The 23,995-nt window shown below is 71.5% G+C and carries 30 protein-coding genes and 1 riboswitch; of the genes, 16 read left to right on the top strand and 14 right to left on the bottom strand.

Going from position 1 to position 23,995, the window contains the following annotated elements:
- Positions 1 to 7 precede the first annotated feature (7 nt).
- From ACWCSU_RS08090 to ACWCSU_RS08075, 4 genes are all read left to right on the top strand, one after another.
- Positions 8 to 877 (top strand): sucrase ferredoxin, encoded by an 870-nt coding sequence (locus tag ACWCSU_RS08090; protein ID WP_364089878.1) that lies wholly within the window; start codon positions 8 to 10, stop codon positions 875 to 877.
- 100 nt (positions 878 to 977) lie between these two features.
- On the top strand, positions 978 to 1,289 hold the full coding sequence (locus ACWCSU_RS08085; protein ID WP_125634885.1) for a WhiB family transcriptional regulator: 312 nt from the start codon (positions 978 to 980) through the stop codon (positions 1,287 to 1,289).
- A gap of 462 nt (positions 1,290 to 1,751) precedes the next feature.
- Positions 1,752 to 2,972 carry an esterase-like activity of phytase family protein gene (locus tag ACWCSU_RS08080; RefSeq protein ID WP_449934381.1) on the top strand — a complete coding sequence of 407 codons (1,221 nt, stop codon included), beginning with the start codon at positions 1,752 to 1,754 and terminating at the stop codon, positions 2,970 to 2,972.
- 68 nt (positions 2,973 to 3,040) lie between these two features.
- On the top strand, positions 3,041 to 3,838 hold the full coding sequence (locus ACWCSU_RS08075; protein WP_449934379.1) for an alpha/beta fold hydrolase: 798 nt from the start codon (positions 3,041 to 3,043) through the stop codon (positions 3,836 to 3,838).
- A 6-nt stretch (positions 3,839 to 3,844) separates the two neighbouring features.
- On the opposite strand, the gene ACWCSU_RS08070 is transcribed toward ACWCSU_RS08075, so the two are convergent.
- On the bottom strand, positions 3,845 to 4,474 hold the full coding sequence (locus ACWCSU_RS08070) for a TetR/AcrR family transcriptional regulator (RefSeq protein ID WP_357698175.1): 630 nt from the start codon (positions 4,472 to 4,474) through the stop codon (positions 3,845 to 3,847).
- Positions 4,475 to 4,557: 83 nt separating this feature from the next.
- On the opposite strand from ACWCSU_RS08070, the gene ACWCSU_RS08065 reads away from it, so the two are divergent.
- Positions 4,558 to 5,190 carry a hypothetical protein gene (locus ACWCSU_RS08065; RefSeq protein ID WP_449934376.1) on the top strand — a complete coding sequence of 211 codons (633 nt, stop codon included), beginning with the start codon at positions 4,558 to 4,560 and terminating at the stop codon, positions 5,188 to 5,190.
- Here ACWCSU_RS08065 and ACWCSU_RS08060 read toward each other — a convergent pair whose 3' ends face one another.
- Entirely contained in the window at positions 5,191 to 5,424 is a 234-nt protein-coding gene (locus ACWCSU_RS08060) for a DUF397 domain-containing protein (RefSeq protein WP_352327185.1), read from the bottom strand.
- A gap of 134 nt (positions 5,425 to 5,558) precedes the next feature.
- The gene (locus tag ACWCSU_RS08055) at positions 5,559 to 6,440 is read right to left on the bottom strand and encodes a helix-turn-helix domain-containing protein (RefSeq protein ID WP_449934374.1); all 882 of its coding nucleotides are present in this window, start codon (positions 6,438 to 6,440) and stop codon (positions 5,559 to 5,561) included.
- Between the two features lie 231 nt (positions 6,441 to 6,671).
- Between ACWCSU_RS08055 and ACWCSU_RS08050 the strand changes: the two genes are divergently transcribed.
- On the top strand, positions 6,672 to 7,043 hold the full coding sequence (locus tag ACWCSU_RS08050) for an ATP-binding protein (RefSeq protein WP_357698169.1): 372 nt from the start codon (positions 6,672 to 6,674) through the stop codon (positions 7,041 to 7,043).
- A gap of 32 nt (positions 7,044 to 7,075) precedes the next feature.
- On the opposite strand, the gene ACWCSU_RS08045 is transcribed toward ACWCSU_RS08050, so the two are convergent.
- Both ACWCSU_RS08045 and rsgA read right to left on the bottom strand, forming a co-directional pair.
- Positions 7,076 to 7,702, bottom strand: a complete 627-nt coding sequence (locus ACWCSU_RS08045; RefSeq protein ID WP_449934372.1) for a phosphoribosyltransferase — start codon at positions 7,700 to 7,702, stop codon at positions 7,076 to 7,078.
- Between the two features lie 154 nt (positions 7,703 to 7,856).
- A complete protein-coding gene (gene rsgA / locus ACWCSU_RS08040; RefSeq protein WP_449934370.1) occupies positions 7,857 to 8,954 on the bottom strand; it encodes a ribosome small subunit-dependent GTPase A in 1,098 nt (365 codons plus the stop codon).
- Between the two features lie 234 nt (positions 8,955 to 9,188).
- Here rsgA and ACWCSU_RS08035 point away from each other — a divergent pair, with 234 nt between their 5' ends.
- Positions 9,189 to 9,785 (top strand): sigma-70 family RNA polymerase sigma factor, encoded by a 597-nt coding sequence (locus ACWCSU_RS08035; protein WP_449934769.1) that lies wholly within the window; start codon positions 9,189 to 9,191, stop codon positions 9,783 to 9,785.
- The gene (locus ACWCSU_RS08030; RefSeq protein ID WP_449934368.1) at positions 9,782 to 10,504 is read left to right on the top strand and encodes an anti-sigma factor family protein; all 723 of its coding nucleotides are present in this window, start codon (positions 9,782 to 9,784) and stop codon (positions 10,502 to 10,504) included. Before ACWCSU_RS08035 ends, ACWCSU_RS08030 begins: the two co-directional genes overlap by 4 nt.
- Positions 10,505 to 10,558: 54 nt before the next feature.
- Here ACWCSU_RS08030 and ACWCSU_RS08025 read toward each other — a convergent pair whose 3' ends face one another.
- A complete protein-coding gene (locus ACWCSU_RS08025) occupies positions 10,559 to 10,882 on the bottom strand; it encodes an ArsR/SmtB family transcription factor (RefSeq protein ID WP_449934366.1) in 324 nt (107 codons plus the stop codon).
- Between the two features lie 87 nt (positions 10,883 to 10,969).
- On the opposite strand from ACWCSU_RS08025, the gene ACWCSU_RS08020 reads away from it, so the two are divergent.
- Complete coding sequence (locus ACWCSU_RS08020) at positions 10,970 to 11,968, top strand: zinc-dependent alcohol dehydrogenase family protein (RefSeq protein ID WP_449934364.1); 999 nt, start codon at positions 10,970 to 10,972, stop codon at positions 11,966 to 11,968.
- Positions 11,969 to 12,237: 269 nt separating this feature from the next.
- Here the strand turns inward: ACWCSU_RS08020 and glyA are convergent, their stop codons facing one another.
- The 4 genes from glyA to ACWCSU_RS08000 all read right to left on the bottom strand — a co-directional run bounded on the left by glyA (position 12,238) and on the right by ACWCSU_RS08000 (position 15,824).
- A complete protein-coding gene (gene glyA / locus ACWCSU_RS08015) occupies positions 12,238 to 13,515 on the bottom strand; it encodes a serine hydroxymethyltransferase (protein ID WP_449934768.1) in 1,278 nt (425 codons plus the stop codon).
- A gap of 1 nt (position 13,516) precedes the next feature.
- A riboswitch (ZMP/ZTP riboswitch) is annotated at positions 13,517 to 13,605 on the bottom strand.
- A 34-nt stretch (positions 13,606 to 13,639) separates the two neighbouring features.
- Positions 13,640 to 14,572, bottom strand: coding sequence for a YihY/virulence factor BrkB family protein (locus tag ACWCSU_RS08010; protein ID WP_364089912.1), 933 nt, complete (start codon positions 14,570 to 14,572; stop codon positions 13,640 to 13,642).
- A 58-nt stretch (positions 14,573 to 14,630) separates the two neighbouring features.
- On the bottom strand, positions 14,631 to 15,005 hold the full coding sequence (locus ACWCSU_RS08005; RefSeq protein WP_357698154.1) for a YccF domain-containing protein: 375 nt from the start codon (positions 15,003 to 15,005) through the stop codon (positions 14,631 to 14,633).
- Positions 15,006 to 15,059: 54 nt separating this feature from the next.
- Positions 15,060 to 15,824 (bottom strand): TIGR03084 family metal-binding protein, encoded by a 765-nt coding sequence (locus ACWCSU_RS08000; RefSeq protein WP_449934767.1) that lies wholly within the window; start codon positions 15,822 to 15,824, stop codon positions 15,060 to 15,062.
- Positions 15,825 to 15,879: 55 nt separating this feature from the next.
- On the opposite strand from ACWCSU_RS08000, the gene ACWCSU_RS07995 reads away from it, so the two are divergent.
- From ACWCSU_RS07995 to ACWCSU_RS07970, 6 genes are all read left to right on the top strand, one after another.
- On the top strand, positions 15,880 to 16,005 hold the full coding sequence (locus tag ACWCSU_RS07995; protein WP_260478325.1) for a hypothetical protein: 126 nt from the start codon (positions 15,880 to 15,882) through the stop codon (positions 16,003 to 16,005).
- 68 nt (positions 16,006 to 16,073) lie between these two features.
- Positions 16,074 to 16,157 carry a putative leader peptide gene (locus tag ACWCSU_RS07990; RefSeq protein WP_311132608.1) on the top strand — a complete coding sequence of 28 codons (84 nt, stop codon included), beginning with the start codon at positions 16,074 to 16,076 and terminating at the stop codon, positions 16,155 to 16,157.
- Positions 16,158 to 16,260: 103 nt separating this feature from the next.
- The gene (locus ACWCSU_RS07985; RefSeq protein WP_364089916.1) at positions 16,261 to 17,934 is read left to right on the top strand and encodes a nitrite/sulfite reductase; all 1,674 of its coding nucleotides are present in this window, start codon (positions 16,261 to 16,263) and stop codon (positions 17,932 to 17,934) included.
- A complete protein-coding gene (locus ACWCSU_RS07980; protein ID WP_103955276.1) occupies positions 17,931 to 18,074 on the top strand; it encodes an Insertion element protein in 144 nt (47 codons plus the stop codon). Before ACWCSU_RS07985 ends, ACWCSU_RS07980 begins: the two co-directional genes overlap by 4 nt.
- Complete coding sequence (locus tag ACWCSU_RS07975) at positions 18,071 to 18,799, top strand: phosphoadenylyl-sulfate reductase (RefSeq protein ID WP_352328173.1); 729 nt, start codon at positions 18,071 to 18,073, stop codon at positions 18,797 to 18,799. Before ACWCSU_RS07980 ends, ACWCSU_RS07975 begins: the two co-directional genes overlap by 4 nt.
- Before the next feature lie 23 nt (positions 18,800 to 18,822).
- Positions 18,823 to 19,563, top strand: a complete 741-nt coding sequence (locus ACWCSU_RS07970; protein ID WP_357698150.1) for a sirohydrochlorin chelatase — start codon at positions 18,823 to 18,825, stop codon at positions 19,561 to 19,563.
- Between the two features lie 4 nt (positions 19,564 to 19,567).
- Here the strand turns inward: ACWCSU_RS07970 and ACWCSU_RS07965 are convergent, their stop codons facing one another.
- The 3 genes from ACWCSU_RS07965 to ACWCSU_RS07955 form a co-directional block, all read right to left on the bottom strand.
- Positions 19,568 to 20,257, bottom strand: coding sequence for a hypothetical protein (locus ACWCSU_RS07965; RefSeq protein WP_449934360.1), 690 nt, complete (start codon positions 20,255 to 20,257; stop codon positions 19,568 to 19,570).
- Between the two features lie 2 nt (positions 20,258 to 20,259).
- Positions 20,260 to 20,757, bottom strand: a complete 498-nt coding sequence (locus tag ACWCSU_RS07960) for a SigE family RNA polymerase sigma factor (RefSeq protein WP_449934358.1) — start codon at positions 20,755 to 20,757, stop codon at positions 20,260 to 20,262.
- A 71-nt stretch (positions 20,758 to 20,828) separates the two neighbouring features.
- Positions 20,829 to 21,581 carry a DUF1707 SHOCT-like domain-containing protein gene (locus ACWCSU_RS07955; RefSeq protein ID WP_357698144.1) on the bottom strand — a complete coding sequence of 251 codons (753 nt, stop codon included), beginning with the start codon at positions 21,579 to 21,581 and terminating at the stop codon, positions 20,829 to 20,831.
- A gap of 166 nt (positions 21,582 to 21,747) precedes the next feature.
- On the opposite strand from ACWCSU_RS07955, the gene ACWCSU_RS07950 reads away from it, so the two are divergent.
- Positions 21,748 to 23,094, top strand: a complete 1,347-nt coding sequence (locus tag ACWCSU_RS07950) for an ankyrin repeat domain-containing protein (protein WP_449934356.1) — start codon at positions 21,748 to 21,750, stop codon at positions 23,092 to 23,094.
- Positions 23,095 to 23,180: 86 nt separating this feature from the next.
- On the opposite strand, the gene ACWCSU_RS07945 is transcribed toward ACWCSU_RS07950, so the two are convergent.
- Positions 23,181 to 23,951, bottom strand: a complete 771-nt coding sequence (locus ACWCSU_RS07945; protein ID WP_364089934.1) for a SigB/SigF/SigG family RNA polymerase sigma factor — start codon at positions 23,949 to 23,951, stop codon at positions 23,181 to 23,183.
- Positions 23,952 to 23,995 lie beyond the last annotated feature (44 nt).

Genomic DNA, 23,995 nt, shown 5'->3' with positions numbered 1-23,995 from the left:
GGGAGCCATGCCGACCCTGGCCAGCGCCACCGTGGGAGCCAGGCTCTGGCTGCTCGTCGAGTACGACGGCCCCTGGCCCTCCCACCTGGAAAGCTTGCAACTTCCTGAAGAAATCTCCGAACTCGTGCGCCGAGCGCTCGAACGCGGTATCAGGCCCCAGCTCATCAGGCGTCCGGGGAGGCGAACCCGCCAGCGGGACCAGGGAATCCGTGTGCTATTGGCCTACGCGGCGGGCGACCGCCCCTGGTTGGCCCGCGGTGTCGTCGCAGGTCCGGACGATCTTGACCTGGACGCCTTCGTGGCGGGAGTGCTCCCGGAGTCCTGCATACTTGAAGACGAGCCGGTATTTCTGGTCTGCACGCACGCCAAGCGCAATGTGTGCTGCGCCCGCATTGGACTACCCCTCGCTCGGTCGCTGGCCGAATCTTTGCCCGACAGAGTGTGGGAAACGTCACACGTTGGCGGCGATCGCTACGCCGCCAACCTCGTGTGCTTGCCACACGGAATTTTCTACGGCAGCATGTCTCAGGCTGCTGCACTGGCAGCGGCTAACGCGTACCGGTCGGGCGAGGTCATTCTCGACCGTCTCCGGGGGCGCGCAGGCATCCCTGAGCCATTGCAAGCCGTCGAGCATTTTGCCCGAGCCCATACGGGAGAGTGCTCCGTCGGCGCAGTGGCCGTGGAATCCTCCAGGTCGGACGGCGACGTCACCGAAGCAGTCGTGCGCTGCGGAGACGTCCGGTTCCAGGTTGTGGTTGAGCCATCGGCGTTCACAGCGCCGTGTGGTACGGCTTGCGCCGAGACGATCACCACCTACCGGCTGGTTTCGCTGGACAGGCTCACGCCTGTGCGGTACGCCACGCCCGCCCTCGCCTGACTAGGGAACATCACGGCCCGTCCTTGCGTTGGAACAGTGACGCCAAAAGCGTCCAATGCGGCTCAATTACCGAAATACCTCTCACGAAGGTGGTTTTCTCATGTCTCAGGTACGTCGGCAGCTCGCCCGCCCGCGCCCCAGCTGGGGTTGGCAGGATGATGCCGCGTGCCGGGGTGAGGATCTCGTGCTCTTCTTCGGCCCCGACGGGGAGCGGCAGCCCGAGCGTGACGTACGTGAGCGGAAGGCCAAGGCGATCTGCGCCGGGTGCCCTGTCCGCAACGAGTGCCTAGACTACGCGCTGTCCCGGCCGGAGAAGTACGGCACGTGGGGCGGTCTCAACGAGGACGAGCGCGCCAGCGAGCGTCGCCGTCGCATGCGCCGCGCCGCCAGCGCCGGCATCTCCGCCGCCTGACACACCTCGGCAGCATCAACGATCATCGCGTGATCACTCAGTTGTCCCGATGAACCGGAGCCTGGCCTTCCATGTCCAGGCTCTGGCGAACCCGGTCGGGGTAACTGCCTGATCAGGCCCGAGATCGTCATCCCGGACACACCCGGCCACCCCCGCCCGATCCTGGGCAGGGGTGGCCGTCGCGGTTTCCACCGCACCCACCTTTTCTCCGGGCATTTCCGTCTTTCCTGCGGACTCGACCTTTCTCCCGAGCGTGTCCGCCTTTCCTCCCGGCTCGGCCTTTCCTCCGAACTCGGCCGCCTCTTTCCCGGATCGCCCCTTCCTCCAGGTGGGCCTTTCTTGTGGGCGTACCCGCCTTGGTTTTTCTGCGGGCTTGGGTGTGTTTGCTCCTGGTATGGCCGGTTTCCTGGCGGTTGCCCGTTGTTCGGAATGCCGTCATGTGGCGCCTCTAGCGTGCCCGCCATGAGACGCATCACCACCTTGACGTGCGCGGCGGCCATGACGCTCGCCCTCGCCGCCCCCGCCACGGCCGCCCTGGCCGACCCCGCTCAGCCCGAGGGCCGAGGCAGCGCGACGTTCGGCCGCGCCACGCTCACCGGCTTCGCCGCGCTTCCCGCCCAGACCTACGTCCCCCGGAGCGAGCCGTCGGGCTCGCTGCTCGGCACCGCGCCGGTCAACGGCGTCACCCCGCCCTTCCCCGGCCAGCCCGTGCAGGGCTTCAGCGGCATCGCCCGCCGCCACGACGGCAGCTTCGACGTGCTGTCCGACAACGGCTTCGGCAACAAGGCCAACAGCGCCGACTTCCTCCTGCGCGTGCACAACGTCAAGCCGGACTTCGACGCCAGGACGGTCGAGGTGCTCGGCGGCTTCAACCTCACCGATCCGCGCGGGCTCGTCCCGTTCCCCCTGACCCGCCCGGACCGTACGCTGACCGGCTCCGACTTCGACGTCGAGTCGATCGTGCGCGCCACGGACGGCACGTACTGGATCGGCGACGAGTTCGGCCCGTTCCTGCTGCACTTCGACCGCAAGGGCCGGCTGCTCGACGCCCCGATCGAACTGCCCGGCGTCAAGGCCCCCGAGAACCCCTACCTGAACGGCGGCCGTCCCAACCTGGCCAGTAGCAAGGGCTTCGAGGGCATGGCCAGGTCGGTGGACGGCCGCAGGCTCTACCCGCTGCTCGAAGGCACGGTGAACGGCGACCCGGCGGGCACTCTGCGGATGAACGAGTTCGACCTACGCAAGCGCGCATACACCGGGCGCACGTGGACGTACCGGCTGGAGGACCCCTCGCACTCCATCGGCGACGCCGTCGCCGTGGACGAGAACCGCTTCCTGATCATCGAGCGGGACAACCTCCAGGGCGACGCCGCCAAGGTCAAGCGCGTCTACCTGGCCGACACGCGGGACCGGGACCACGACGGCGCACTGGACAAGACGCAGGTGGCCGACCTGCTCGACCTGGCCGACCCGCGCGGCCTCGGCGGCACGCCCGGCACGTTCCGGTTCCCCTTCCAGACCATCGAGGACGTGGTCGTGCTCGACGACCGCACCCTGGCCCTCCTGGACGACAACAACTTCCCCTTCTCCAGCGGCCGCACGCCGGGTCGTCCCGACGACAACGAGTTCATCACCGTCCGCCTCTCGCGCGGCCTTCAGGCGGATCCGCGAATTTTTCGTTAGAGGCATGTAGAGAGGCGCGGGCCGGCTCCGACCTCCTGGTGACACAAGCACGAAGAAGGAGTCCGGCAATGCAGTCCACGCTTCAGACCGTCACCTCGGCCGACGGCACCCGCATCGCGTTCGAGAGCGGCGGCGACGGCCACCCGGTGATCCTGGTGGGCGGCGCGTTCAACGACCGCACCACCGTCGCCGCCCTCGCCACCGCGCTCGCCCCCGGCTTCCGCGCGATCGCCTACGACCGCCGCGGCCGGGGCGGCAGCGGCGACGCGCCCGCCTACGCCGTCGAGCGCGAGATCGAGGACCTCGCGGCGCTGATCGAGCACGCGGGCGGCTCGGCGAGCGTCTTCGGCCACTCCTCCGGCGCCATCCTCGCGCTGGAGGCCGCCGCGTACGGGCTGCCGATCGCCCGCCTGGCCGTCTACGAGCCGCCGTACGTCGTGGACGGCGCCCGCACCCCTCCCGGGGACGACTTCGCCGAGCGCCTGCGCGCCCTCATCGCGCAGGACCGCCGCGACGACGCCGTGGCGCTGTTCCTGACCGAGGGCGTCGACGTGCCGGAGGAGACCGTGGCGGGCATGCGCTCGGAGGGCGTGTGGGGCTGGTTCACCGGCCTGGCGCACACGCTCCCCTACGACGCCGCCGTGTGCGGTCCGGGGCAGCTCCCGCCGGTCGAGCGGCTGTCCCGGATCACCGTGCCCACCCTGGCGATCGGCGGCGACCAGTCTCCGAAGTGGATGCTCGACGCCGTACGGGCGGTCGCCGAGGCCGTGCCGGCCGCGCGGCACCTGGTGCTTCCCGGCGAGGACCACGGCGTGCTCGGCCGGCCCGAGGCGCTGCGTCCGGTCCTGGCGGATTTCCTGTCCTGAGCGGGATCATCCGCTCGCGCGGCTTCTGCCGAGGGCGTCCCGCAGCTCCGCCGCCGCCGCGGGGGTCAGCAGGGGGTGGGAGTAGAGGTCGAGCAGGGTGAGCGCGAGCAGGTGGGCGCCCTCGGGGCTGAACACGTCCACGCCCAGGCCGCGGGAGACGTGCTTGTGCAGGACGCCGATCGACAGCGACATGGCCGTGGACACCGTCGCGCGGGCCTTGCGGCCGGCGAACGGCTCGTCCGTGCGGGTCTCGTCGAGCTCTTCGAGCCACCGCTCGCTCAGCTCGGCGATGCCGTCGAACAGCGGCTCCGCCCAGCCCTCGGCCAGCGCCCGCGCCACGTACAGCCGGTAGGGCGCCAGCGCGTCGAGCGCGGCGGCCACGGGGTTGCTCCCGGCGGGCACGGCCCCGGCGCGGACGTCGCCCTCGATGCGCCGGACGATCCTGATCAGGTGCTCGTCGCACGCCTCGCGCAGCGCCCGCTTGGAGCCGTAGTGGTGGCGCAGCAGCCCCGGGGACACGCCCGCGGTCTCGGCGATGGCCCGGGTCGTGGCCCCCTCGAAGCCGTGCTCGCCGAAGTGCAGCAGCGCCGCCTCCCTGATGCGGGCGCGCGCGGTGAGGTCTTCGGGCTCGGTCATGCGGTACGGCTCCCGTCCGGACGTGCGGATCGTGACGACCCTACACGCGGACGCACGAAGCGGACGGAGATAAGGTGCGCCCTATGCCGGATTCACCGCTCGTGACCGCGGACGACCTCGACGAGGCCGTCGCCCTCGCCGTCGACACCCTGCGGGACGCGCCGCCGCAGGCGTGGGAGGAGCAGGCGGGCTCGCTGGAGTGGACCTGCTGGGAGACCGTCGAGCATCTCGCCGACGACCTGTTCTCCTACGCCGCCCAGCTCGGGCTCAGGGTGCCGCCGCTGGACACGTACGTGCCCTTCGCACTGGACCGGCGCAGGCCCGGCGGCCCGAACAACGCCGTCCACGCCGACCGCGCGGCCGGGCCCGTCGGGCTGCTGCAGGTGCTCCAGGCCAGCGGCGCGCTGTTGTCGGCCATGGTCCGCACCGCGCCGCCAGGGGCCGGAGGTCATCACATCTTCGGCACGGGGGACGCGACGGCGTTCGCCGCGATGGGCCTGGTGGAAACGCTCGTGCATATGCACGACGTGTCCGCGGGGCTCGGCCTGGCCTGGGAGCCGTCCGCGGATCTGTGCTCGCGGGTGCTGGCCCGCCTGTTCCCCGACGCCCCCGTGGACACCGCCCCGTGGGCCACGCTGCTGTGGGCGACCGGCCGCGGCGAGCTGCCCGGACGCCCGCGCCTGCCCCGGTGGCGCTGGTACAACGAACCCCGCTGATCAGACGATCAGGTCGTCGAACTCCCCGTCCTTGGCCCCGAGGACGAACGCGCTGATCTCGGCCTGCGTGTACACCAGCGCGGGGCCGTCGGGGAACCGGGAGTTGCGCATGGCGATCTCCCCCGTGGGCAGGCCCGCGACCTCGACGCAGTTGCCGTTGGGGTTGCTGCGCCTGCTCTTGCGCCATACGACGGGGAGGTGACCGGCGGGGGTTCCGTTCCGGAACTCGTGCATGGGGGACAGCTCCTAGCGATCTTACGGATGCACGTGCATCCGCGTTTGCGCTGACCCTACGACAGCACGACAGACTCCATATACCGGATGCCCAAAAATCCGACTATGGAGTGGATCACAGGAGTTTCAGCAGCTCATCCGGAAATGAACTGTTCCAGAAAGCGCCTCGTCTGCTTCGGCTCCAGCGCCTGGATGCTCAGCCGGTCCATGACCTCCATGAAGTGGTCGGAGTCTGCCGGCTTGTCCAGATAGAGGGCGCTGGTGAGCTGCTCCATGTAGACCACATCGGGCAGCTCGCGCTCGGGGAAGCGCAGAATGCTGAACGAGCCACCGGCCGCCGCGTGCCCACCGCTCTCGAACGGCACCACCTGGACGGTGACGTTGCGCTCCTCCGTGGCGTCGAGCAGGTGGCGGACCTGCTCGCGCATGACCTCGGCCCCGCCGAGCGGCCTGCGCAGGACGGCCTCGTCGATCACGGCCCAGAGCTTGAGCCCGCTCTCCAGCCGCCTCTGCCGGGTGGTGCGCAGGGTGACGCGGCGGTCGAGCTCGGAGTCGAGCGCCTTCTCGTTGCCGAGCCGGATGACGGCCTTGGCGTAGGCGGGCGTCTGCAGGAGGCCGGGGATGAACTGGTTCTCGAACGTGCGGATGGCGGAGGCGGCGCCCTCCAGGCCGATGTAGACCTCGAACCAGCCGGGGAGCAGGTCGCCGTACTTGTGCCACCAGCCGGGGGCGTTGGCCTGCCGGGCCAGGGCGAGCAGCGGCTCCCGGTCGTCGGGATCGGTGACGCCGTAGAGGGTGAGCAGGTCGGCGACGTCCCGCTGCTTGAAGCTGACCTGCCCGAGCTCAAGTCGGCTGATCTTCGCATGAGATGCGCGAATGGAGTATCCGGCATCCTCTCGGGAGATGCCCTTCTCGGTACGGAGTCTGCGCAGTTGCGTACCCAGCAGGATCCGCAGCACCGTCGGGCTTCCCGGCGAGTAGCTGAGAAGCTTTCCCTCCGCGCTCTGTGCGCTCACTCGACCGCTCCTAGATCATCTGCACGTGCAGATGGTATTCGCATCGGTAAAACACGAAAAGTCTTGCATCAATAACCACACCCCGTAAAGATGGGCACTGGATCACCAGACCGCGCTTCGGGGGCCAGGATGACGACTTTCGACGCTCGGCCGCAAGCCGCCATAGGTTCCGGGCCACCAGGGTGGCTCGCCTCCATTCTGGTGGATGGGCGGGCCGGACCGTGCGACGCGGTGTTCCCGTTCCACGAAAGCACCGCGTCCGAGCCGGGGTGCGTGGCGATGGCCCGGCGTTTCGTGGACCAGACCCTCACCTCGTGGGCGGTCGCCGACGTGGCCTTCGACATGCAGCTGGTGGTCTCCGAGCTGGTCACGAACGCGATGCGGCACGGCGGCGGGGCCGTACAGCTGCGGCTGCTCTTCCGGCGGCCCGAGCTGGCCTGCGTGGTGACCGACCACAGCCAGACCGTCCCGGTGGCGGCGCAGACCGACGTGTTCGCCGAGTTCGGGCGCGGATTGCGGCTGGTGGACGCGCTCTGCAGCGCATGGGGCTGGTTCGCCCCCGGCAGCTCCAGGAAGCTGGTGTGGGCGGTCCTGTCCACCTAGGCACCAGCCTGAGCGTCGGTGTCCGGTAGGGGTCATCTCCGGTTCAGGAGGTCGAGCACGTCGGCGTCGGTGAGCTGGTCGAAGTGCTCGTACCACTGGCCGACCGCTCTGAAGTCGACCGGGGTCAGCAGCACCACCACCTCGTCGGCCTCCGCCCGCATCATCCTGACGGTGTCCTCGGCGCCGACCGGCACGGCCAGCGTCACCTTGGCGGGACCGGCGGCGGCGACCGCGCGCAGGGCCGCCCTCGCGGTGACGCCCGTGGCCAGGCCGTCGTCCACGACGATCACCTCGCGACCGGCCAGCGGCGGCAACGGCCGGCCGCCCCGGTACACCTCCACCCTCCTGGCCAGCTCGTGCCGCTCCCGCTCGACCACGCCGGCCACGTCCTCGGGCGTCATGCCCAGCCGGTCGAGCATCGTCAGGTCGAACACCGGCTCGCCGCCCTCGGCGATCGCCCCCACACCCAGCTCGGGCGCCGGCGGGTAGCCGATCTTCCGGGTGACGAGCACGTCCAGCTCCCCGCCGAGCCGCCGTACGACGGGCACGGCCACGGCGACCCCGCCGCGCGGCAACGCCAGCACGACGGGGTCGTTCACCTCCGGCAGCCGCTCGGCCAGCAACGCCCCGGCCTCGGCCCGATCCGCGAACAGCTCCATGACCTGTGCCTACCCCCACAACCCGCCCTACTCGCCTCCCACCCCAGGAGGCGGAAGGGGTGCGGGCTCGCCCCCACCTCCCGCACCGAGCGGAACGGGAGGTGGGCCCGGCCACACCTTCCGCGTCAGGCAGGGCGGGAGGTGGGATCAGGGGTCAGGGGCGGTTGCGGTTGGAGCGGCGCATCTCCTTGTGGATGATCTTCCACTTGTTCTGCTGCTCCTTGCGCAGCCGCGCGTCCGTGCGGGACGCCATCCACGCGGCCTCGCGTTGCAGCTTGCGCCAGCTCTGCAGCCGGCGCTCGGGCAGCTCGCCGCTCTCCATGGCGTCCAGGACCGCGCAGCCCGGCTCGCTCACGTGCCCGCAGTCGGCGAACCGGCACCGCTGGCCCAGCTTCTCGATGTCGGAGAAGACGAGATCCACGCCCTCCCCGATGTCGTAGAGGCCGATGCGCCGGATGCCCGGGGTGTCGATGATCAGGCCGCCGCCGGGCAACGGGATCAGCTCCCGGTGGACGGTCGTGTGCCGCCCGCGCCCGTCGGCCGCCCGGACCTGCTGGGTGTCCATCGCACCCATGCCGGCCAGCGCGTTGACCAGGGTGGACTTGCCCGCGCCGGACGGCCCGAGCACGACCGCCGTACGGGAGCCGTGCAGATAGCTCGCGGCCAGCGAGACCCCCTCCCCCAGCAGCGAGGAGACGGCGTGCACGTCGATGCCCGGCGCGGCGGCGCGTACGTCGGCCATCAGCTCGTCGAGCCCGGCCTCGAACAGGTCGGACTTGGTCACCAGCACGACGGGCGTGCCGCCGGACTCCCAGGCCAGCGCCACCAGACGCTCGATACGGCCCAGGTCGGCGAAGTCGGTCGCGTGCATGGACGGCTCGGCCACGAAGACGACGTCGACGTTGGCCGCCAGCACCTGGCCCTGACCGTCGCCGGACAGGCCGCCGACCGAGTCGCGGCTCACGCCGCCCCGGACGAACGCGGTGGTCCTGGAAAGCACCTGGTCGAGCTCGTACCGGCCTTCGGGCAGCCATCTGAGCGCGGCCCAGTCGCCGACGCACGGCAGGGCCACCGGGTCGTCGGCGGAGGAACGGCGCACGCGGGCGCCGTACTTGACGTGGTGCTGCCCGTCGGCGGCGATCACCTCGGCGGCGCCGCGGTCGACGCGGGCCACCCGCGCCGGGACGGTGTCAGCGGGAAGCTCGGCGGCGCGCAGGTCGGTCCAGCCGAGCAGGGAAAGATCGTGAGACAAGACGGTGAAACCTTTGATCGAGAAGGAAACGGGCAGCTCAGACGAGCCCCCGGAGGTAGAGGGACGGCAGACGGAAAAGAACGACCCGCATGGTCCTCACCTCCTCGATCGGTTGCGCAAGCGACTCTAACCACCTGTCCCGGGCGATGCAATCGGATTATCTTCGCCGATCCGTTGAACCCTGCCAGGGCGGCCGAGCGTACTCCCTCCCGACGGACGCGAGAAAGGGGAATGATGCGGATCAGCACGTATCCCCCGCCCTCGGCGGAGGACGCGGCCCCGGCGGGCAAGACGCGCCTACGCCACTTGATCCGGCGGGTGCGGCCGGACGACGAGGTGGTCGTGTCCGTGCTCTACCGGGAGTACCACCGGCCGCTGCTGGCCTTCGTGGTACGCCTGACGGCGGGCGACCGGCAGTGGGCGGAAGACGTGGTGCAGGAGACGATGATCCGGGCCTGGCGCAGCGCCGAGCGGCTGGACCCCGACTCGGTCTCGCTCATGCCCTGGCTCGCCACCGTGGCCAGACGTATCGTGATCGATGACCGGCGGCGCAGAGAGGCGCGCCCGCCGGAATCGGGCGACGGCGCGCTGGACAGCGTGCCGGTGCCGGACGAGTTGGAGGGGCTGCTGCGCCAGGTGGTCGTGTCAGAGGCGCTGAAGGCGTTGTCACCGGCGCACCGCGAGATCCTGAACGAGACGATCCTGCGGGACCGGTCGGTCAACGACGCCGCGGCGGCGCTCGGCATCCCGGTGGGCACGGTGAAGTCCCGGGTCTACTACGCGGTCCGCGCGCTGCGGGTCGCGCTGGAGGAGCGGGGGGTGACGGCGTGAGCCCGGGAGTCGAGCACACCGACGTGGGCGCCTACGCCCTCGGCCTGCTGGAGGCGGACGACCGGGTGGCCTTCGAGGCCCACCTGCGCACCTGCCCCTCCTGCCGCTTCGAGCTGTCGGACCTCGCGGGGGTCGCCGACATGCTGCACGGCCTCGGCCCCGTGGAGGACGCCGGCCCTCCTCCCGATGAGGGGCAGGCCGCCGTGGTCGACCTGCTCCGCCGTAAGAAGGCGGCCGACCGGCGGTCGCGCAGGGGCACGTTCCTGCTCGGGATGGCGGCGGCGGTCGCGCTGGCGGCCGGCGGGCTGACCGTCGGCACGCAGCTCACCGGCGGCGGCGACCCGCCGCAGGCCATGGCGGGGCGCACCGACCACATGGGCCCGGCCGAGCAGTTCTACGCCGACGGCACGCCGATCGCGGGCAAGGGCGTCGACGGGGTGTCGGGCGGCCTGGTGGTGGAGTCGAAGGCCTGGGGCACGCACGCGGCGCTCAAGCTGTCGGGGGTGAAGGGGCCGCTGGAGTGCGAGCTGGTGTCGGTGGGCAAGTCGGGCGAGCGGCGCGTGATGACCGGCTGGGCGGTTCCGGCGCCGGGTTACGGGGTGCCGGGCTCGCCGGCCCCGCTCTACATGCACGGCGGCAGCGCGACGCCGCTGAAGGAGATCGACCGCTTCGAGGTGGTCACCAGGACGGGCACGACCCTGCTCACCGTCAAGACCTGAGCCCCGCTTCGGTGAAGGCCCTTCCGCCGGCGGGCGGGAGGGCCTTCGGCGCGTTCACGAGGACGCGCGGTCGGCGGTGACGACGGCGTCGAGCAGACCGGGGAACGCCTGGTCGAACTCGGCCCTGCGCAGGGTGTTCATGCGCGAGGTGCCGACGTAGTGCTGGCGGATGAGGCCGACCTCGCGCAGCACGCGGAAGTGGTGGGTGGCGGTGGACTTGCTCACGGAGATGTCGAACCCGCCGCAGCTGATGTCGGCGGGGGCGTCGCTGAGCTGGGTGACGATGCTGCGCCGGACCGGGTCGACGAGGGCTTCGAGCACCCGCTGGAGGGTGACTTCGCGCAGGTCGGGGTGGTCCGGGGTGCGGTCGGCGTCCATGGGGCCATAGTACGACAACCATCGAAGTTTGACGACGGTCGTACTTTGGCGGTTGAATGACGGCCTCTGACGCGGAAGGGCGAAGTGATGACCAGGACGGTGCTGTTCCACGAGCTCGGCGGGCCCGAGGTGCTGAGGCTGGAGGACGTGGCGGCCGGCGAGCCGGGGCCGGGCGAGGTGCGGATCCGGGTGGAGGCGATCGGGCTCAACCGGTCCGAGGCGCTGTTCCGCAGCGGGCACTACATCGAGCCCGTACGGCGTTTCCCCGCCCGGCTGGGCACCGAGGCCGCCGGCGTGGTCGAGGCGGTGGGCGCGGGCGTCACGGGGCTGGAGGCCGGCCGGCCGGTGAGCACGGTGCCGGCGTTCTCGCAGAACGACTACGGCGTCTACGCCGGGCGGGCCGTCGTGCCGGCGGCGGCGGTGCTGGCCCGTCCCGAGGGGGTGGGCCCGGTGGAGGGCGCGGCGGTGTGGATGCCGTACGTGACGGCCTATGGCGCGCTGGTGGAGGTGGGCGGGATGCGTCCCGGTGACACGGTCGTGCTGAACGCCGCCTCCAGCAGCGTCGGCCTGGCCGCCATCCGGGTCGCCGACCGGGTGGGCGCCACGCCGATCGCCCTCACCCGTACCGCCGCCAAGAAGGAGGCGCTGCTGAAGGAGGGCGCGGCCGAGGTGATCGTCACCGAGGAGGAGGACGTCACCGAACGGGTGCTGGCGGCGACGGGCGGGCGCGGGGCCGAGTTCGTGTTCGACGCCGTGGCCGGGCCGGGCGTGACGGACCTGGCCAGGGTGGTCGCCCCTGAGGGCCTGCTCCTGGTGTACGGCGCGCTGAGCGGCCGGCCGACGCCCTACCCGGCGATCGACCTGGGCATGCCGGCGCTGAACATGCGGACGTACACGATGCACGAGACGACGCGGGTGCCCGAACGGCTGCGGCGGGCGGCGGCGTTCGTGGCGTCGGGGCTGCGTTCCGGGGCCTTCCGGGCGGTGGTGGATCGCACGTTCGACCTGGAGGAGATCGTCGAGGCCCACCGGCACCTGGAGTCGAACGCGCAGTTCGGCAAGATCGTGGTGACGGTCCGGCAGTGACCGTTCCGCGGGACGGTTGAACCTCGGACGGGCCGGGCCGCGTACAGCCTGGAGTACACGCCGCTCCGTCCAGGGGCGGTCGCCCGATGCCGGTCAGGGGCGATTCGGTCCGCCCCCGCCGGCCGTGCCGGCCGGTCCACGCGGACCGGCCACCGCGACGGGGGAACTCCGGCCCCCGCTCGCGACCGGCGCCCCGCCGCACACCGGGAGCCCGTGCGGCGGGGCGTCCGGCCGTCCGCCGTCAGCAGCGGGACGGGCCGGGCGCCGGATCAGGACAGGCCGGGCGCGGGGAACTGGGCGGTCAGCTCGCTGACCTCGTGGTGGACGCGGGTGATGACGTCCTCGGCGTCGCCCTTGGCCAGGGCCGTGACGACCTCGTCCATCCAGGCGCCGATCTGCCGCATCTCGGCCTCGCCCATGCCGCGCGAGGTGACCGACGGGGTGCCGATGCGGATGCCCGACGGGTCGAACGGCTTGCGGGTGTCGAACGGCACCGCGTTGTAGTTGGTCTCCAGGCCGGCCCGGTCGAGCGCCTGGGCGGCGGGCTTGCCGCCGATGCCCTTGGGCGTCAGGTCGAGCAGGATCAGGTGGTTGTCGGTGCCGCCGGAGACCAGGTCGAAGCCCCGGCTGGACAGCTCTTCGGCCAGGGCCTTGGCGTTGGCGACGACCTGGTGGGCGTAGTCGCGGAAGGACGGCTGGGCGGCCTCGTGCAGCGCGACGGCGATGGCGGCGGTGGTGTGGTTGTGCGGGCCGCCCTGGAGGCCGGGGAAGACGGCCTTGTTGAGCGCGGTGGCGTGCTCGTCGCTGGTGGCCATGAGCATGGCGCCGCGCGGGCCGCGCAGCGTCTTGTGGGTGGTCGTGGAGATCACGTCGGCGTGACCCACCGGGGACGGGTGGGCGCCGCCCGCGACCAGGCCGGCGATGTGCGCGATGTCGGCCGCGAGCACGGCGCCGACCTCGCGGGCGATGGAGGCGAAGCCCTCGAAGTCGATCGTGCGCGGGATCGCGGTGCCGCCGCAGAAGATCAGCTTCGGCCGGTGCTCCAGGGCCAGCTCGCGGACCTCGTCGAGGTCGACGCGGCCGGTGTCCCGGCGCACGCCGTAGCGGACCGGGTTGAACCACTTGCCGGTGGCCGAGACCGACCAGCCGTGGGTCAGGTGGCCGCCGAACGGCAGGCCCATGCCGAGCACGGTGTCGCCGGGCTGCAGGAAGGCCAGGTAGACGGCCAGGTTGGCGGGCGAGCCCGAGTACGGCTGGACGTTGGCGTGGTTGACGCCGAACACGCCCTTGGCCCGCTCGATCGCCAGCGTCTCGATCTGGTCGATGACCTGCTGGCCCTCGTAGTAGCGCTTGCCCGCGTAGCCCTCGGAGTACTTGTTGGTCAGCACCGTGCCGGTCGCTTCGAGCACGGCCTTGGACACGTAGTTCTCGGACGCGATCAGTTTGACGGTGTCGGCCTGGCGGCGCTCCTCCGCCTTGATGAGCTCGGCGAGCTGCGGGTCGGCGCTAGCAAGAGAACTCATGACTCCCCTGTCATCATTGACAATTGGCGAAGACCCAGGCGCTCGGCCTCCGCTCCCGGTTGATTCGCTCCCTGGTGGTCGATCCCACCGAATGCGCCAGTCGCGTCGCCCTAGACGATAGCGGATGCGCCGCAGGCCGCTCGTCCCGCTACTTGGTCCGGCTCACACCGGGCCAGAGCCGGTCGACCTCGGCGTTCAGGATGGCCCCGATGAGCACGGCCAGGGCGGTGATGTACAGCCACAGCAGCAGCGCGATCGGGGCGGCCAGGGAGCCGTAGACGGACACGGGCGAGAACCAGGCCGCCAGCACCGCCCGCAGCACGGCGGCGCACACGATCCACAGGAACAGGGCCAGGATCGCGCCGGGCAGCTCCCGGTACCACTTCGTCCGCACCGGCACGCTGACGTGGTAGAGCACGGTGAGGAACAGCACCGATCCGATGATCACGACCGGCCAGTAGAGGACGTCGATGAGGATGCCGTACTCGCCGGGGAGGGCGTCCTTGAGCAGGGTGGGGCCGATGACGAGGATCGGCATGACGATGATGCCGATGATCAGGCCGACGACGTAGAGGCCGAACGACAGGAGCCGGGTGCGGATGATGCCGCGCTCCTCCCCCAGCCCGTACGCGACCGAGATGAGGTCGACGTAGACATAGAGCGCCCGCGAGCCCGACCACAGCGACAGCAGGAAACCGAGGGAGATGATGGACACCTTGTTGGCGTCGTCCCTGAGCACGTCGGTGATGAGCGGACTGATCACCTTCTTGACGGCCTCGTCGGTGAACAGCAGCCCGGCCTGATCGATCACCCAGGTCTTGACCTCGGTGACGACGCCGCCGCCGAGCCAGGTGCCGAGCTTGCCCAGCACGCCGATCAGGCCCAGCACGAACGGCGGCAGCGACAGCAGCGCGAAGAACGCGGCCTCGCCGGCCAGGCCGGTGACCCGGTAGTCGACACCGGCGTTCGTGGCCGCGCGCACGATCGCCCACGACTTGGTGTCGAGCACCCAGTTCAGCCTGGCCCGGGCGTTCGAGGCGAGCCGCCTCCTGGACCGGGAAGGCGCATTGGTGGACGTCATGGCACCCAACGGTATTTCGCAGTGACTCTCCGGGACAGCTTACGTCCCGGCACCTGCCCTAGTCGTTGTCCACGATGCGCGCGCCCAGCGGAAGGAGGGAGACGGGGATGAGCTTGAGGTTCGCGATGCCGAGGGGGATGCCGATGATGGAGATGAACAGCGGGATCGAGGTGATCACGTGCCCGATCGCCAGCCAGATGCCCGCGACCACGCACCAGATGATGTTGCCGATGAGGGAGAAGACGCCGGCGTCCGGGTCGCGCACGACCGTCCGGCCGAACGGCCACAGAGCGTAGGCGGCGATCCTGAACGAGGCGATCCCGAACGGGATGGTGACGATGAGGACGCAGCAGATGATCCCGGCCACGGCGTAGCCGATCGCCAGCCAGATTCCGGCGAACACGAGCCAGATGACGTTCAGAATGGTCCGCATGCTCACAGGATGTCACCGGCCGTGCCGCCGACGTCATCCGGTACGACCCTGAACTTACCCTGACCGCGGCGGCCGCCCCTTCCCCGGCGGCCCGGCGAACGCCTGCGCGATCTCCATCCAGGCGCGGGCGGGCTCCCCTGTCGCCTCCAGGGCCGTGTCCGACAGGTGGACGCGCTGGGTGACGAGCAGGCAGAAGTCGAGCATCGGGCCGCGTACGACGGCGGAGGCGTCCGCGGGGCCGGCGGTCCACGGGTCGCCGCCGGGGGTCGTGAGCTCGACGCGTACGGGCTCGGCGGGCTCGGGCAGGCCGCGGGCGGCGAAGCTGTAGGGCAGGGCGCGGCAGCCGAGCAGGGCCACGTGCCGCAGCCGTTCGGTGGGCTCCCGGGTGACGCCGAGCGCGTCGGCCACGTCCTGGCCGTGGGCCCAGGTCTCCATCAGGCGCGCGGTGACGAAGGACGCGCCCGACATCGCCGGCCCGAACCAGGGCACCCGTACGCGGGCGCCGAGCGCGCCGAACGCCTCCAGCGAGCCGGCGCGGGCCGTGCGGAACCAGGCGTGCAGCTCTCCCGGCGGCATCGCGTGGCAGGCGGCGGCGAGGTCGTCCACCGAGCCGGCCCGCGCGGCCAGGGCCCGGAAGGCGGCCGGATCGGTGACCGACACCACGGCGGCGTCGTCGAACCAGGCCAGATGGCTCACCTGGTCGCGCACGGCCCATCCGTCGGCGGGCGTGGGCGTCTCCCAGTCGGCGGGTCGCAGGGGCGCCAGCAGCGCCTCCAGGGAATCGGTCTCGGCCCGGAGGTCGGCCAGCAGCCCGGCCATGAGGTCCACGCACGCCAGCCTAACCCGAACAACGTTCTAGGAGAATAATGCAGACGTGATCTGCGAGAGCTGCAAGGACAAGCGTCACGACGACTGCCGCGGCGGCTCCTGGTGCGACTGCCAGCACCAGAGCGAGGAGCGGCCGCAGGAGTCCGCGCTCGACTGGCCGCGCCAGGGTTAGGGTCCGGCGGAGTCCAGACTCTGGACCCCATCTTGGACATCCGGGATCTCCGGAGTATCTTCAGAGGTATGCCAGCGGACCCCATGCTCGTCGGTCGACGCCACGTCGACCTTCAGCGTGTCCGCAGTGCCATCTGTTGCGACGCCCGCTAACTCATCTTCTCCACCGCAGAGCGCGTCGCAACCACCTGAACCCCTGCACTCGACGACGAGGCAGGAGGAACGCTGCGCGCGCCCACAATTCGAAGGACGCGCAATGAGCACCCCTGCCAGCCGGCATCACAAGCGCCCGCGCGGCGAAGGCCAATGGGCCCTCGGTTACCGGGAGCCGCTGAACAAGAACGAAGAGAACAAGAAGAACGACGACGGCCTCAACGTCCGCCAGCGCATCATCGACGTCTACTCCAAGCGGGGCTTCGACTCGATCGACCCCGCCGACCTGCGTGGCCGCATGCGCTGGTACGGCCTCTACACCCAGCGCAAGCCCGGCATCGACGGCGGCAAGACCGCGATCCTGGAGCCGGAGGAGCTCGACGACCGCTACTTCATGCTCCGCGTGCGCATCGACGGCGGCCAGCTCGACCTGCGCCAGCTCCGCACGATCGCCGACATCGCCAACGAGTACGCCCGCGGCACGGCCGACCTGACCGACCGGCAGAACATCCAGCTCCACTGGATCGAGATCGAGTCGGTGCCCGACATCTGGGAGCGCCTGGAGGCCGTCGGCCTGTCCACCACCGAGGCGTGCGGCGACACCCCGCGCGTGATCCTGGGCTGCCCGCTGGCCGGGATCGACGCCGAGGAGGTGCTGGACGCCACCGACGACATCCACGCGATCAACCGGCAGTTCATCGGCAACCCCGAGTACTCCAACCTGCCGCGCAAGTTCAAGAGCGCGCTGAGCGGCTGCCCGGCCCACTGCACGGTGCACGAGATCAACGACGTGGCCTTCGTCGGCGTCGTCAACGAGCACGGCGAGGCGGGCTACGACCTGTGGGTCGGCGGCGGCCTGTCCACCAACCCGATGCTGGCCAAGCGCCTCGGCGTGTTCGTCAGCCCTGACCGCGTCGACGACGTCTACGCGGGCGTGATCGGCATCTTCCGCGACTACGGCTACCGGCGGCTGCGCCACAGGGCCCGGCTGAAGTTCCTGGTCAACGACTGGGGCGTGGAGAAGTTCCGCGAGGTGCTGGAGACCGAGTACGTCAAGGAGAGCCTGCCCGACGGCCCGGCGCCGGCCCTGCCGCGCGGCAGCCGCCGCGACCACGTGGGCGTCTACCCGCAGAAGGACGGCAACTTCTACGTCGGCTTCGCGCCCAAGGTGGGCCGCCTCGACGGCGACAAGCTCCACACGATCGCCGACATCGCCGAGCGGCACGGCTCGGGCCGGGTGCGCACCACCGTCGAGCAGAAGATGGTCGTCCTCGACGTCGCGCCGGACCGGGTCGAGTCCCTCGTGGCCGAGCTGGAGGCCAACGACCTCCAGGTCAATCCCTCCACCTTCCGCCGCCAGACGATGGCCTGCACCGGCATCGAGTACTGCAAGCTCGCCATCGTCGAGACCAAGGCCACCGCCGCGCATCTGATCGACGAGCTGGAGCGGCGGCTGCCCGACTTCGAGCAGCCGCTCACCATCAACGTCAACGGCTGCCCCAACTCCTGCGCCCGCATCCAGGTCGCCGACATCGGCCTGAAGGGCCAGCTCGTCGTGGACGAGAACGGCGAGCAGGTCGAGGGCTACCAGATCCACCTGGGCGGCTCGCTCGGCGTCGAGTCGGGCTTCGGCCGCAAGGTGCGCGGCCTGAAGACCACCGCCAAGGCCCTGCCCGACTACGTCGAGCGCGTGGTGGGCAACTACGACGCCCAGAAGAAGGAGGGCGAGACCTTCGCCAACTGGGTGCAGCGCGCGGACGAGGCGGACCTGAAATGACCACGCGAGCGGTTCCCTTCCACTGCCCGTACTGCGGCGACGAGGACCTGGAGCCCTACGAGGGGGACGGCGGCTGGTACTGCCGCGCCTGCGCCCGCGCCTTCAAGCTGAAGTTTCTCGGAATCGGAGTGAAGATATGACGCTGGTCGACATCGAAGTCGGTTTAAGAGATCAGCGCGGCACGCTCGACCTGCAGGACATCGTCGAGTCCGCCGCCACGTTCCTTGAGGGCGCCCCGGCCCGGGAGATCATCCGGTGGGCCGCGGCGACGTTCGGCGACCGGTTGTGCCTGACGTCCTCCATGAGCGACGCGTTGCTCATCGATCTGGTGAGCCGCGTCAAACCCGGCGTGGACGTGCTGTTCATCGACACCGGCTACCACTTCGCCGAGACCATCGGCACGCGTGACGCGGTGCGGCAGGTCTATGACGTCAACGTGATCGACATCAAGCCGTCCAGGACGGTCCAGGAGCAGGATCGCGACCTCGGGCCGCGCCTGTTCGGCCGCAACCCGGACCTGTGCTGCTACCTGCGCAAGGTGGAGCCCCTGAACCGGGCGCTGGAGCCGTACCTGGCGTGGATCTCCGGCATCCGCCGGGACGAGTCGTCAAGCCGTACGGACACCAGGGTCGTCGAGTGGGACGCCAAGCGCCAGATGGTGAAGGTCAACCCGATCGCCGCCTGGACGCAGGAGGACGTCGACAACTACATCGCCGACAACGGGGTGCTGATCAACCCGTTGCACTACGACAACTACCCCTCGATCGGCTGCGCGCCGTGCACGCGCCAGGTGGCCGAGGGCGAGGACCCGCGCAGCGGCCGCTGGGCGGGGCTGGGGAAGGTCGAATGCGGCATTCACCTGTGATCCCCGGAAGGGGCCGCGTCCCGTTGGCAGGCGGGCCGGCCCCCGGGCGCGTGCCACTGGTGGCGGTGGCGCACGGGTCGCGTGACCCGCGGGCCGCCGCCACCGTGGCCGCGCTGCTGGACCGCGTGCGCCTGGCGCGTCCCGACGTGCCGGTGCGGGTGGCCTACCTCGACCACTGCGCCCCCACGCTGGGGCAGGCGCTCGACGGGCTCGGCGCGGCCGTGGTGCTGCCGCTGCTGCTCACCGAGGCCTACCACAGCCGGGTCGACCTGCCCGCCGCGCTCAACGAGGCCCGCGCGCGCGACCCGCGCCTGCGGGTGCGCTACGGCACGACGCTCGGGCCGCACCCGCTGCTGCTGCCGGCGCTGGAGCGGCGGCTGTCGGAGGCGGGCGTCCCGGCCGGCGACCCCGACACGGCGGTGGTGCTGGTCTCGGCCGGTTCGAGCGACGCCAGGGCCAACGAGGTGGTCGCCGGCATGGCCCGCGCCTGGCGGCGCGCCGGCTGGTGGACGGTGACCGCGGCCTACGCCTCGGCCGCCGGGCCGACCCCGGAGGAGGCCGTCGCGCGGCTTCGGGCCGCGGGCGCGCCGCGCGTGGCCGTCGCCCCCTACCTGCTGGCTCCCGGCTTCTTCGCCGACCGCATCCGCCGGGTCACCGCCCCGGCCGTCTGCGCCGACGTGCTCGGCCCTGCGCCCGAGCTGGTGGACGTGCTGCTCGAACGGTACGAGGCGGCCCTGCTCGACCGCGTCCCGGTGGCCGGCTGAGCGCTCAGCACCGAGCCGTGATCTCGCCGCTCCTCGGATCGACCCGGATCACGTCGGCCCGGCACGAGCGGGTGCGGGCGTCTACCAGCGTCAGCCGCCACTCGGCGGCGTAGGACGCGGTCCTGGCCAGCAGCAGCTCGGCGCTCGCGGCGGTCATCGGGCCGGCGCCCACGTCGGCGGCGCGCACGACGGCGGCGCTCACCTCGTTCACGCCGTCGCGGGCCGTGGCGTCGCCGAACCAGCCGGGAGGCTGCCGGACCGTGGGCCCGCACGCGCCGGTGGCGGCCAGGTCGCCGTTGAGCCAGACCAGCCCGTAGCCGCCGGACGGGCAGGTGAGGGCGAAGGACAGCTTCTCGGCCTTCGCCCTGAAGGTGAACGTCTCCCGCCTGCCTCCCTGGGAGTAGCCGTGGAAGAGCGGCAGGCCAGGCTGGGCGCGGCCGGGCGACGGCTCAGCCAGGGCGCCGACCCACACGTCCCCGGAGGCGGAGGCGGCCTGGGGAACGGGCCGGGCGTCCACGGTGAGCACCGTGACGGCCGTGACCGCCAGGGCCGCCGCCGCCACCGAGCCCGCCGCCCGGCCCCGGCGCCACCGCAGGCGGCGGACGCGGGCGTCCACGTCGGCCAGCCGGATCCCGCCCGGGGGCGCTCCGGCGCTGTCGTGGTCGAGCAGGTCGCGCAGTCGCTGTTCTGTCATCGTCAGCTCCCGGTCTCCGCCGCGGCCCTGGCCGCGGGGTCCAGCCGCAGCTTGGCCAGCGCGCGGCTGGCCTGACTGCGTACGGTGGCCACCGAACACCCCACGATCCCGGCTATCGCCTCGTCGGGCAGGTCCTCGAAGTACCGCAGCACGACCACGGCCCGCTGCTTGGGCGGCAGCGCGGCCAGGGCGGCCCTGAGCGCGTCACGGGTGCCGATCCCGGCCGTCTCGTCCCGCTGCGGCTGGTCCGGGAGCTCGCCCGTGGCCACCTCGCCCCGCCAGCGCCGCCGCCACCAGGTGGCGTGCGTGTTGGCCAGGATGCGGTAGACGTAGGCGTCGGGGTTCGCGCCGACGCGCCGCCAGGCCAGCCACGCCTTGGCCAGCGCGGTCTGCGTCAGGTCCTCCGCCAAGGGCCAGTCGCGGCACAGCAGGTACGCCGTCCTGAGCAGGCGGGCCGAGCGCTGCTCGACGTAGCGCTCGAAGTCGGCACGATCCCGCATCGAGAGATCCTCACTGTCCGGTGATGTTCACCGATCAGTACGCCGAGGACCCCCGCGTACGTTGCACGGCCTCAGTAGCCCCGGTAGTCGCGGCGGCGTTCGCGGCGTTCGTGCTCCAGGGCGCGGTGCTCGTCGCGGATCTGCCGGCCGACCTCGCGGGCGTCGTCGCGCATCCGGCGGCCGATCTCGCGCCAGTCGTCGCCGTGCAGCGCCCGCCAGTGCTCCCGCCAGGCGGCCAGACCGCGCTTGAGCGGCTGGGCGCGGGAGTCGCCGAGCACCTTGACGTCGCCCATCACGGCGTAGGCGCGCACCCGGATCACCGGCACGTTCATCCCGGGGGCCGCCTCCAGCACGTCGACCCTCTTGTCGCCCATCACGGCGACGCCGTCGAGGTCCACGTTCACGCCGTCCGGCACGATGATCTTGACGTCGCCCATCACGGACACCGCCGTGACGTCGACCACGTCCGTGCGCACCTCGGCCTCGCGCAGGTCGAGCAGCACGTCGCCCATGACGGCGACCGCGCCCAGCTCCTGGTCGATGCGCCAGGTGCCGCGCCGCTTGGTGTCGCCCATGATGCCGACGAACCAGCGCCGCTTGCCACCCTGACGGGCCGGGGCGGGCGCGGGCACAGGGCCGGCACCCATGGGGAGGTCCTGGGTGAGCAGCGCGAGCTCGGCGTGCGTGGTCGCGGTGTAGGCGGCCTCGGTACGGTCGGTCAGCTCGGCGAGCGTGAGCCGGCCCTCGACCGAGGCGACACGGAGCTGCTCCACGACGGCCTCGCGTTCGGCGTCCGACGCGCGCACCTCACCCGGATCTGTCATAGACGCAACATATCGCGTCTTGGACCGATCTGGACTCCTCCCTTGGGAGGAACATCCGTACACCCTTGGATGGGCACGCTCCCCGGCGCCGCCCCATCGCCGCCGCCGCGCGCGCCCGTCAGCGTGCTCCGGCGACCCCGGGCGGCGAAGACGCTAGGGTCCTGTCATGCATGAGGAACAGCTCTACCGCGCGGCGTTGAACGGCGAGACCGAGACCGTGGGCAAGCTGCTCACCGGGGGCGCCGACCCCAACAAGGCCAGCGAGGGCGAGGAGGCCGGGCTGCCGCTCTGCGCGGCCGCCGCCTGGGACCGCGTCGAGGTCGCCGAGGCGCTGCTCGCTGCCGGGGCCGCAGTCGACGGCCGCGAGGCCGGCGGCTGGACCGCCTTGCTGTGGGCCGCCGCCAACGGCCACGCCGCCACCGCCCGCGTGCTGATCGAGGCCGGGGCCGAGCTCGACGCCGCCAACGACGACGGCGACACGCCGCTGACGCTGGCGGCCAGGCGCGGGGCGCTGGGCGTGGTGCAGACGCTACTGGAGGCGGGCGCCGACCACGAGAAGTTCGACGGCGACGGCGACAGCCCGCTCGACATCGCGGCCGACTGGGTGGGCGTGCACCTGGAGTCCGCGCTGCTCGACCAGATCGCCCAGGAGGGCTGGGAGTACGTCGTCGGCCGCCAGTACGCCAAGGACGGCACCGAGCTGGTCACCGTGGCCGGCCGCTCCCCCGACGGCTCGGAGACCGAGCAGGTGCAGGCCCAGCGCGGCCACGCCGCCATCGCGACCGTCCTGGAGGACGCGGCGGGCGTCTACACGCCGGCCGACCAGCTCGTCGCCAGGGCCGTCGCCCACCGCGACGTCGACGAGGACGCCGAGACCTGGTGGATCGTGGCCGACTCGCTGGGCCGGCGGGCCGACGACGAGACGTACGAGGCCCTGGCCCGGCTGTGCGTGAGCGAGGACGCGCGGGAGCGGGAGTTCGGGGTCGACGCGATCGCCCAGTTCGGCTTCGCCGACGGCGAGAAGCCCTATCTCGACCGCACTCTCGCGCTGCTGCAGAAGATGGTGACCACCGAGGGCAACCCGCAGGTGCTGCGCTCGGTGCTGGCCGCGCTCGGGCACCAGGGCGACCCGCGCGCGCTGCCCGCCGTGCTCGACATCATCGGCCGGCCGGGCCACAAACGCACGATGACGGACGCCATCGCGCTGGCCGACGTCCTGCCCGCCGACCACGAGGAGGGCCTGGCCCTGCTCATCGAGATGTCCCGGGACGAGGAGGCCGAGATCCGCGACTGGGCCACGGCCGGGCTGGCCGGGCTGTCGGCGGACACGCCCCGCATCCGGGAGGCGCTGGCCGACCGGCTGGGCGACGCCGACCTGCGCACGGTGGCCGAGGCGGCGCGGGGGCTCGCGACGCGCGGCGACGAGCGGGCCGAGCAGGGCGTCCGGCGGGTGCTGGAGGAGAGCGACGACGACTACGCCAGAGACCTCGTCACGGGGATCGGCGAGGAGTGACCCCGGCGCCCCCCGGCGCCCCCGCCGTGCGGAGGCGCCGGGGGGCGCGGGTTGTCGGCCGGGCCGCGGACCGCCTGCCCGCCCGGTCAGTCCGACAGGGCGGTGCGGAGCCGGGTGAGCACGGCGCGCAGGATGCGGGAGACGTGCATCTGCGAGATGCCGAACTCGGCGGCGATCTCCGACTGGGTCATGTTGCCGTAGAAGCGCATCAACAGGATGTTGCGCTCGCGCGACGGCAGGGCGTCGATGAGCGGCTTGACGGCGTACTTGCCGAGCAGCGTGTCCAGCGAGTCGTCCTGGGAGGGCAGGAAGTCGCCGAGGTCGGCGCCGTCGTTGTCGCCGCCGACGGGGGCGTCCAGCGACAGGGCGCTGTAGGCGGTCGAGGCGTCCATGGTGAGCAGGACGTCCTCCTCCGTGATGTTCATGTGCGCGGCGAGCTCGGAGACGGTGGGCGAGTGGCCGAGCGTCTGGGTGAGGTCGGCTGTAGCCTTGTTGAGCTCCAGCCTGCGCTCCTGGTAGACGCGCGGCACCTTGACGGCCCACGTGCGGTCGCGGAAGTGCCGCTTGACCTCGCCGACCATCGTGATCATGGCGTAGCCGCGGAACTCGTGGCCGAGCTCGGGGTCGAAGCCGTTGATGGCCTTCATCAGGCCGACGTACGCGGCCTGGCGCAGGTCCTCCATCGGCTCGCGCTGGTGGCGGTAGCGACGGGTGACCTCGGTGACGAGGGAGTCGTACATGGTGACGACACGCTCGCGGATGCGGGCCTTGTGCTCGTCCGAGGCTTCCGGCCTGTTCATCTCAGCCAGAAGCTGTTCGGCGGTCATTTCGTCGAGTGCGATTTCCAGGACGGCCATCTGAGTAGCTCCATATGCCCGATGGCGGCTCTGCCCATGGAAAA

This window comes from Nonomuraea sp. NPDC001699 (assembly GCF_053596455.1).
The sequence above is the reverse complement of the archived record's forward strand: the minus strand, read 5'-3'. Positions and strand labels throughout refer to the sequence as shown.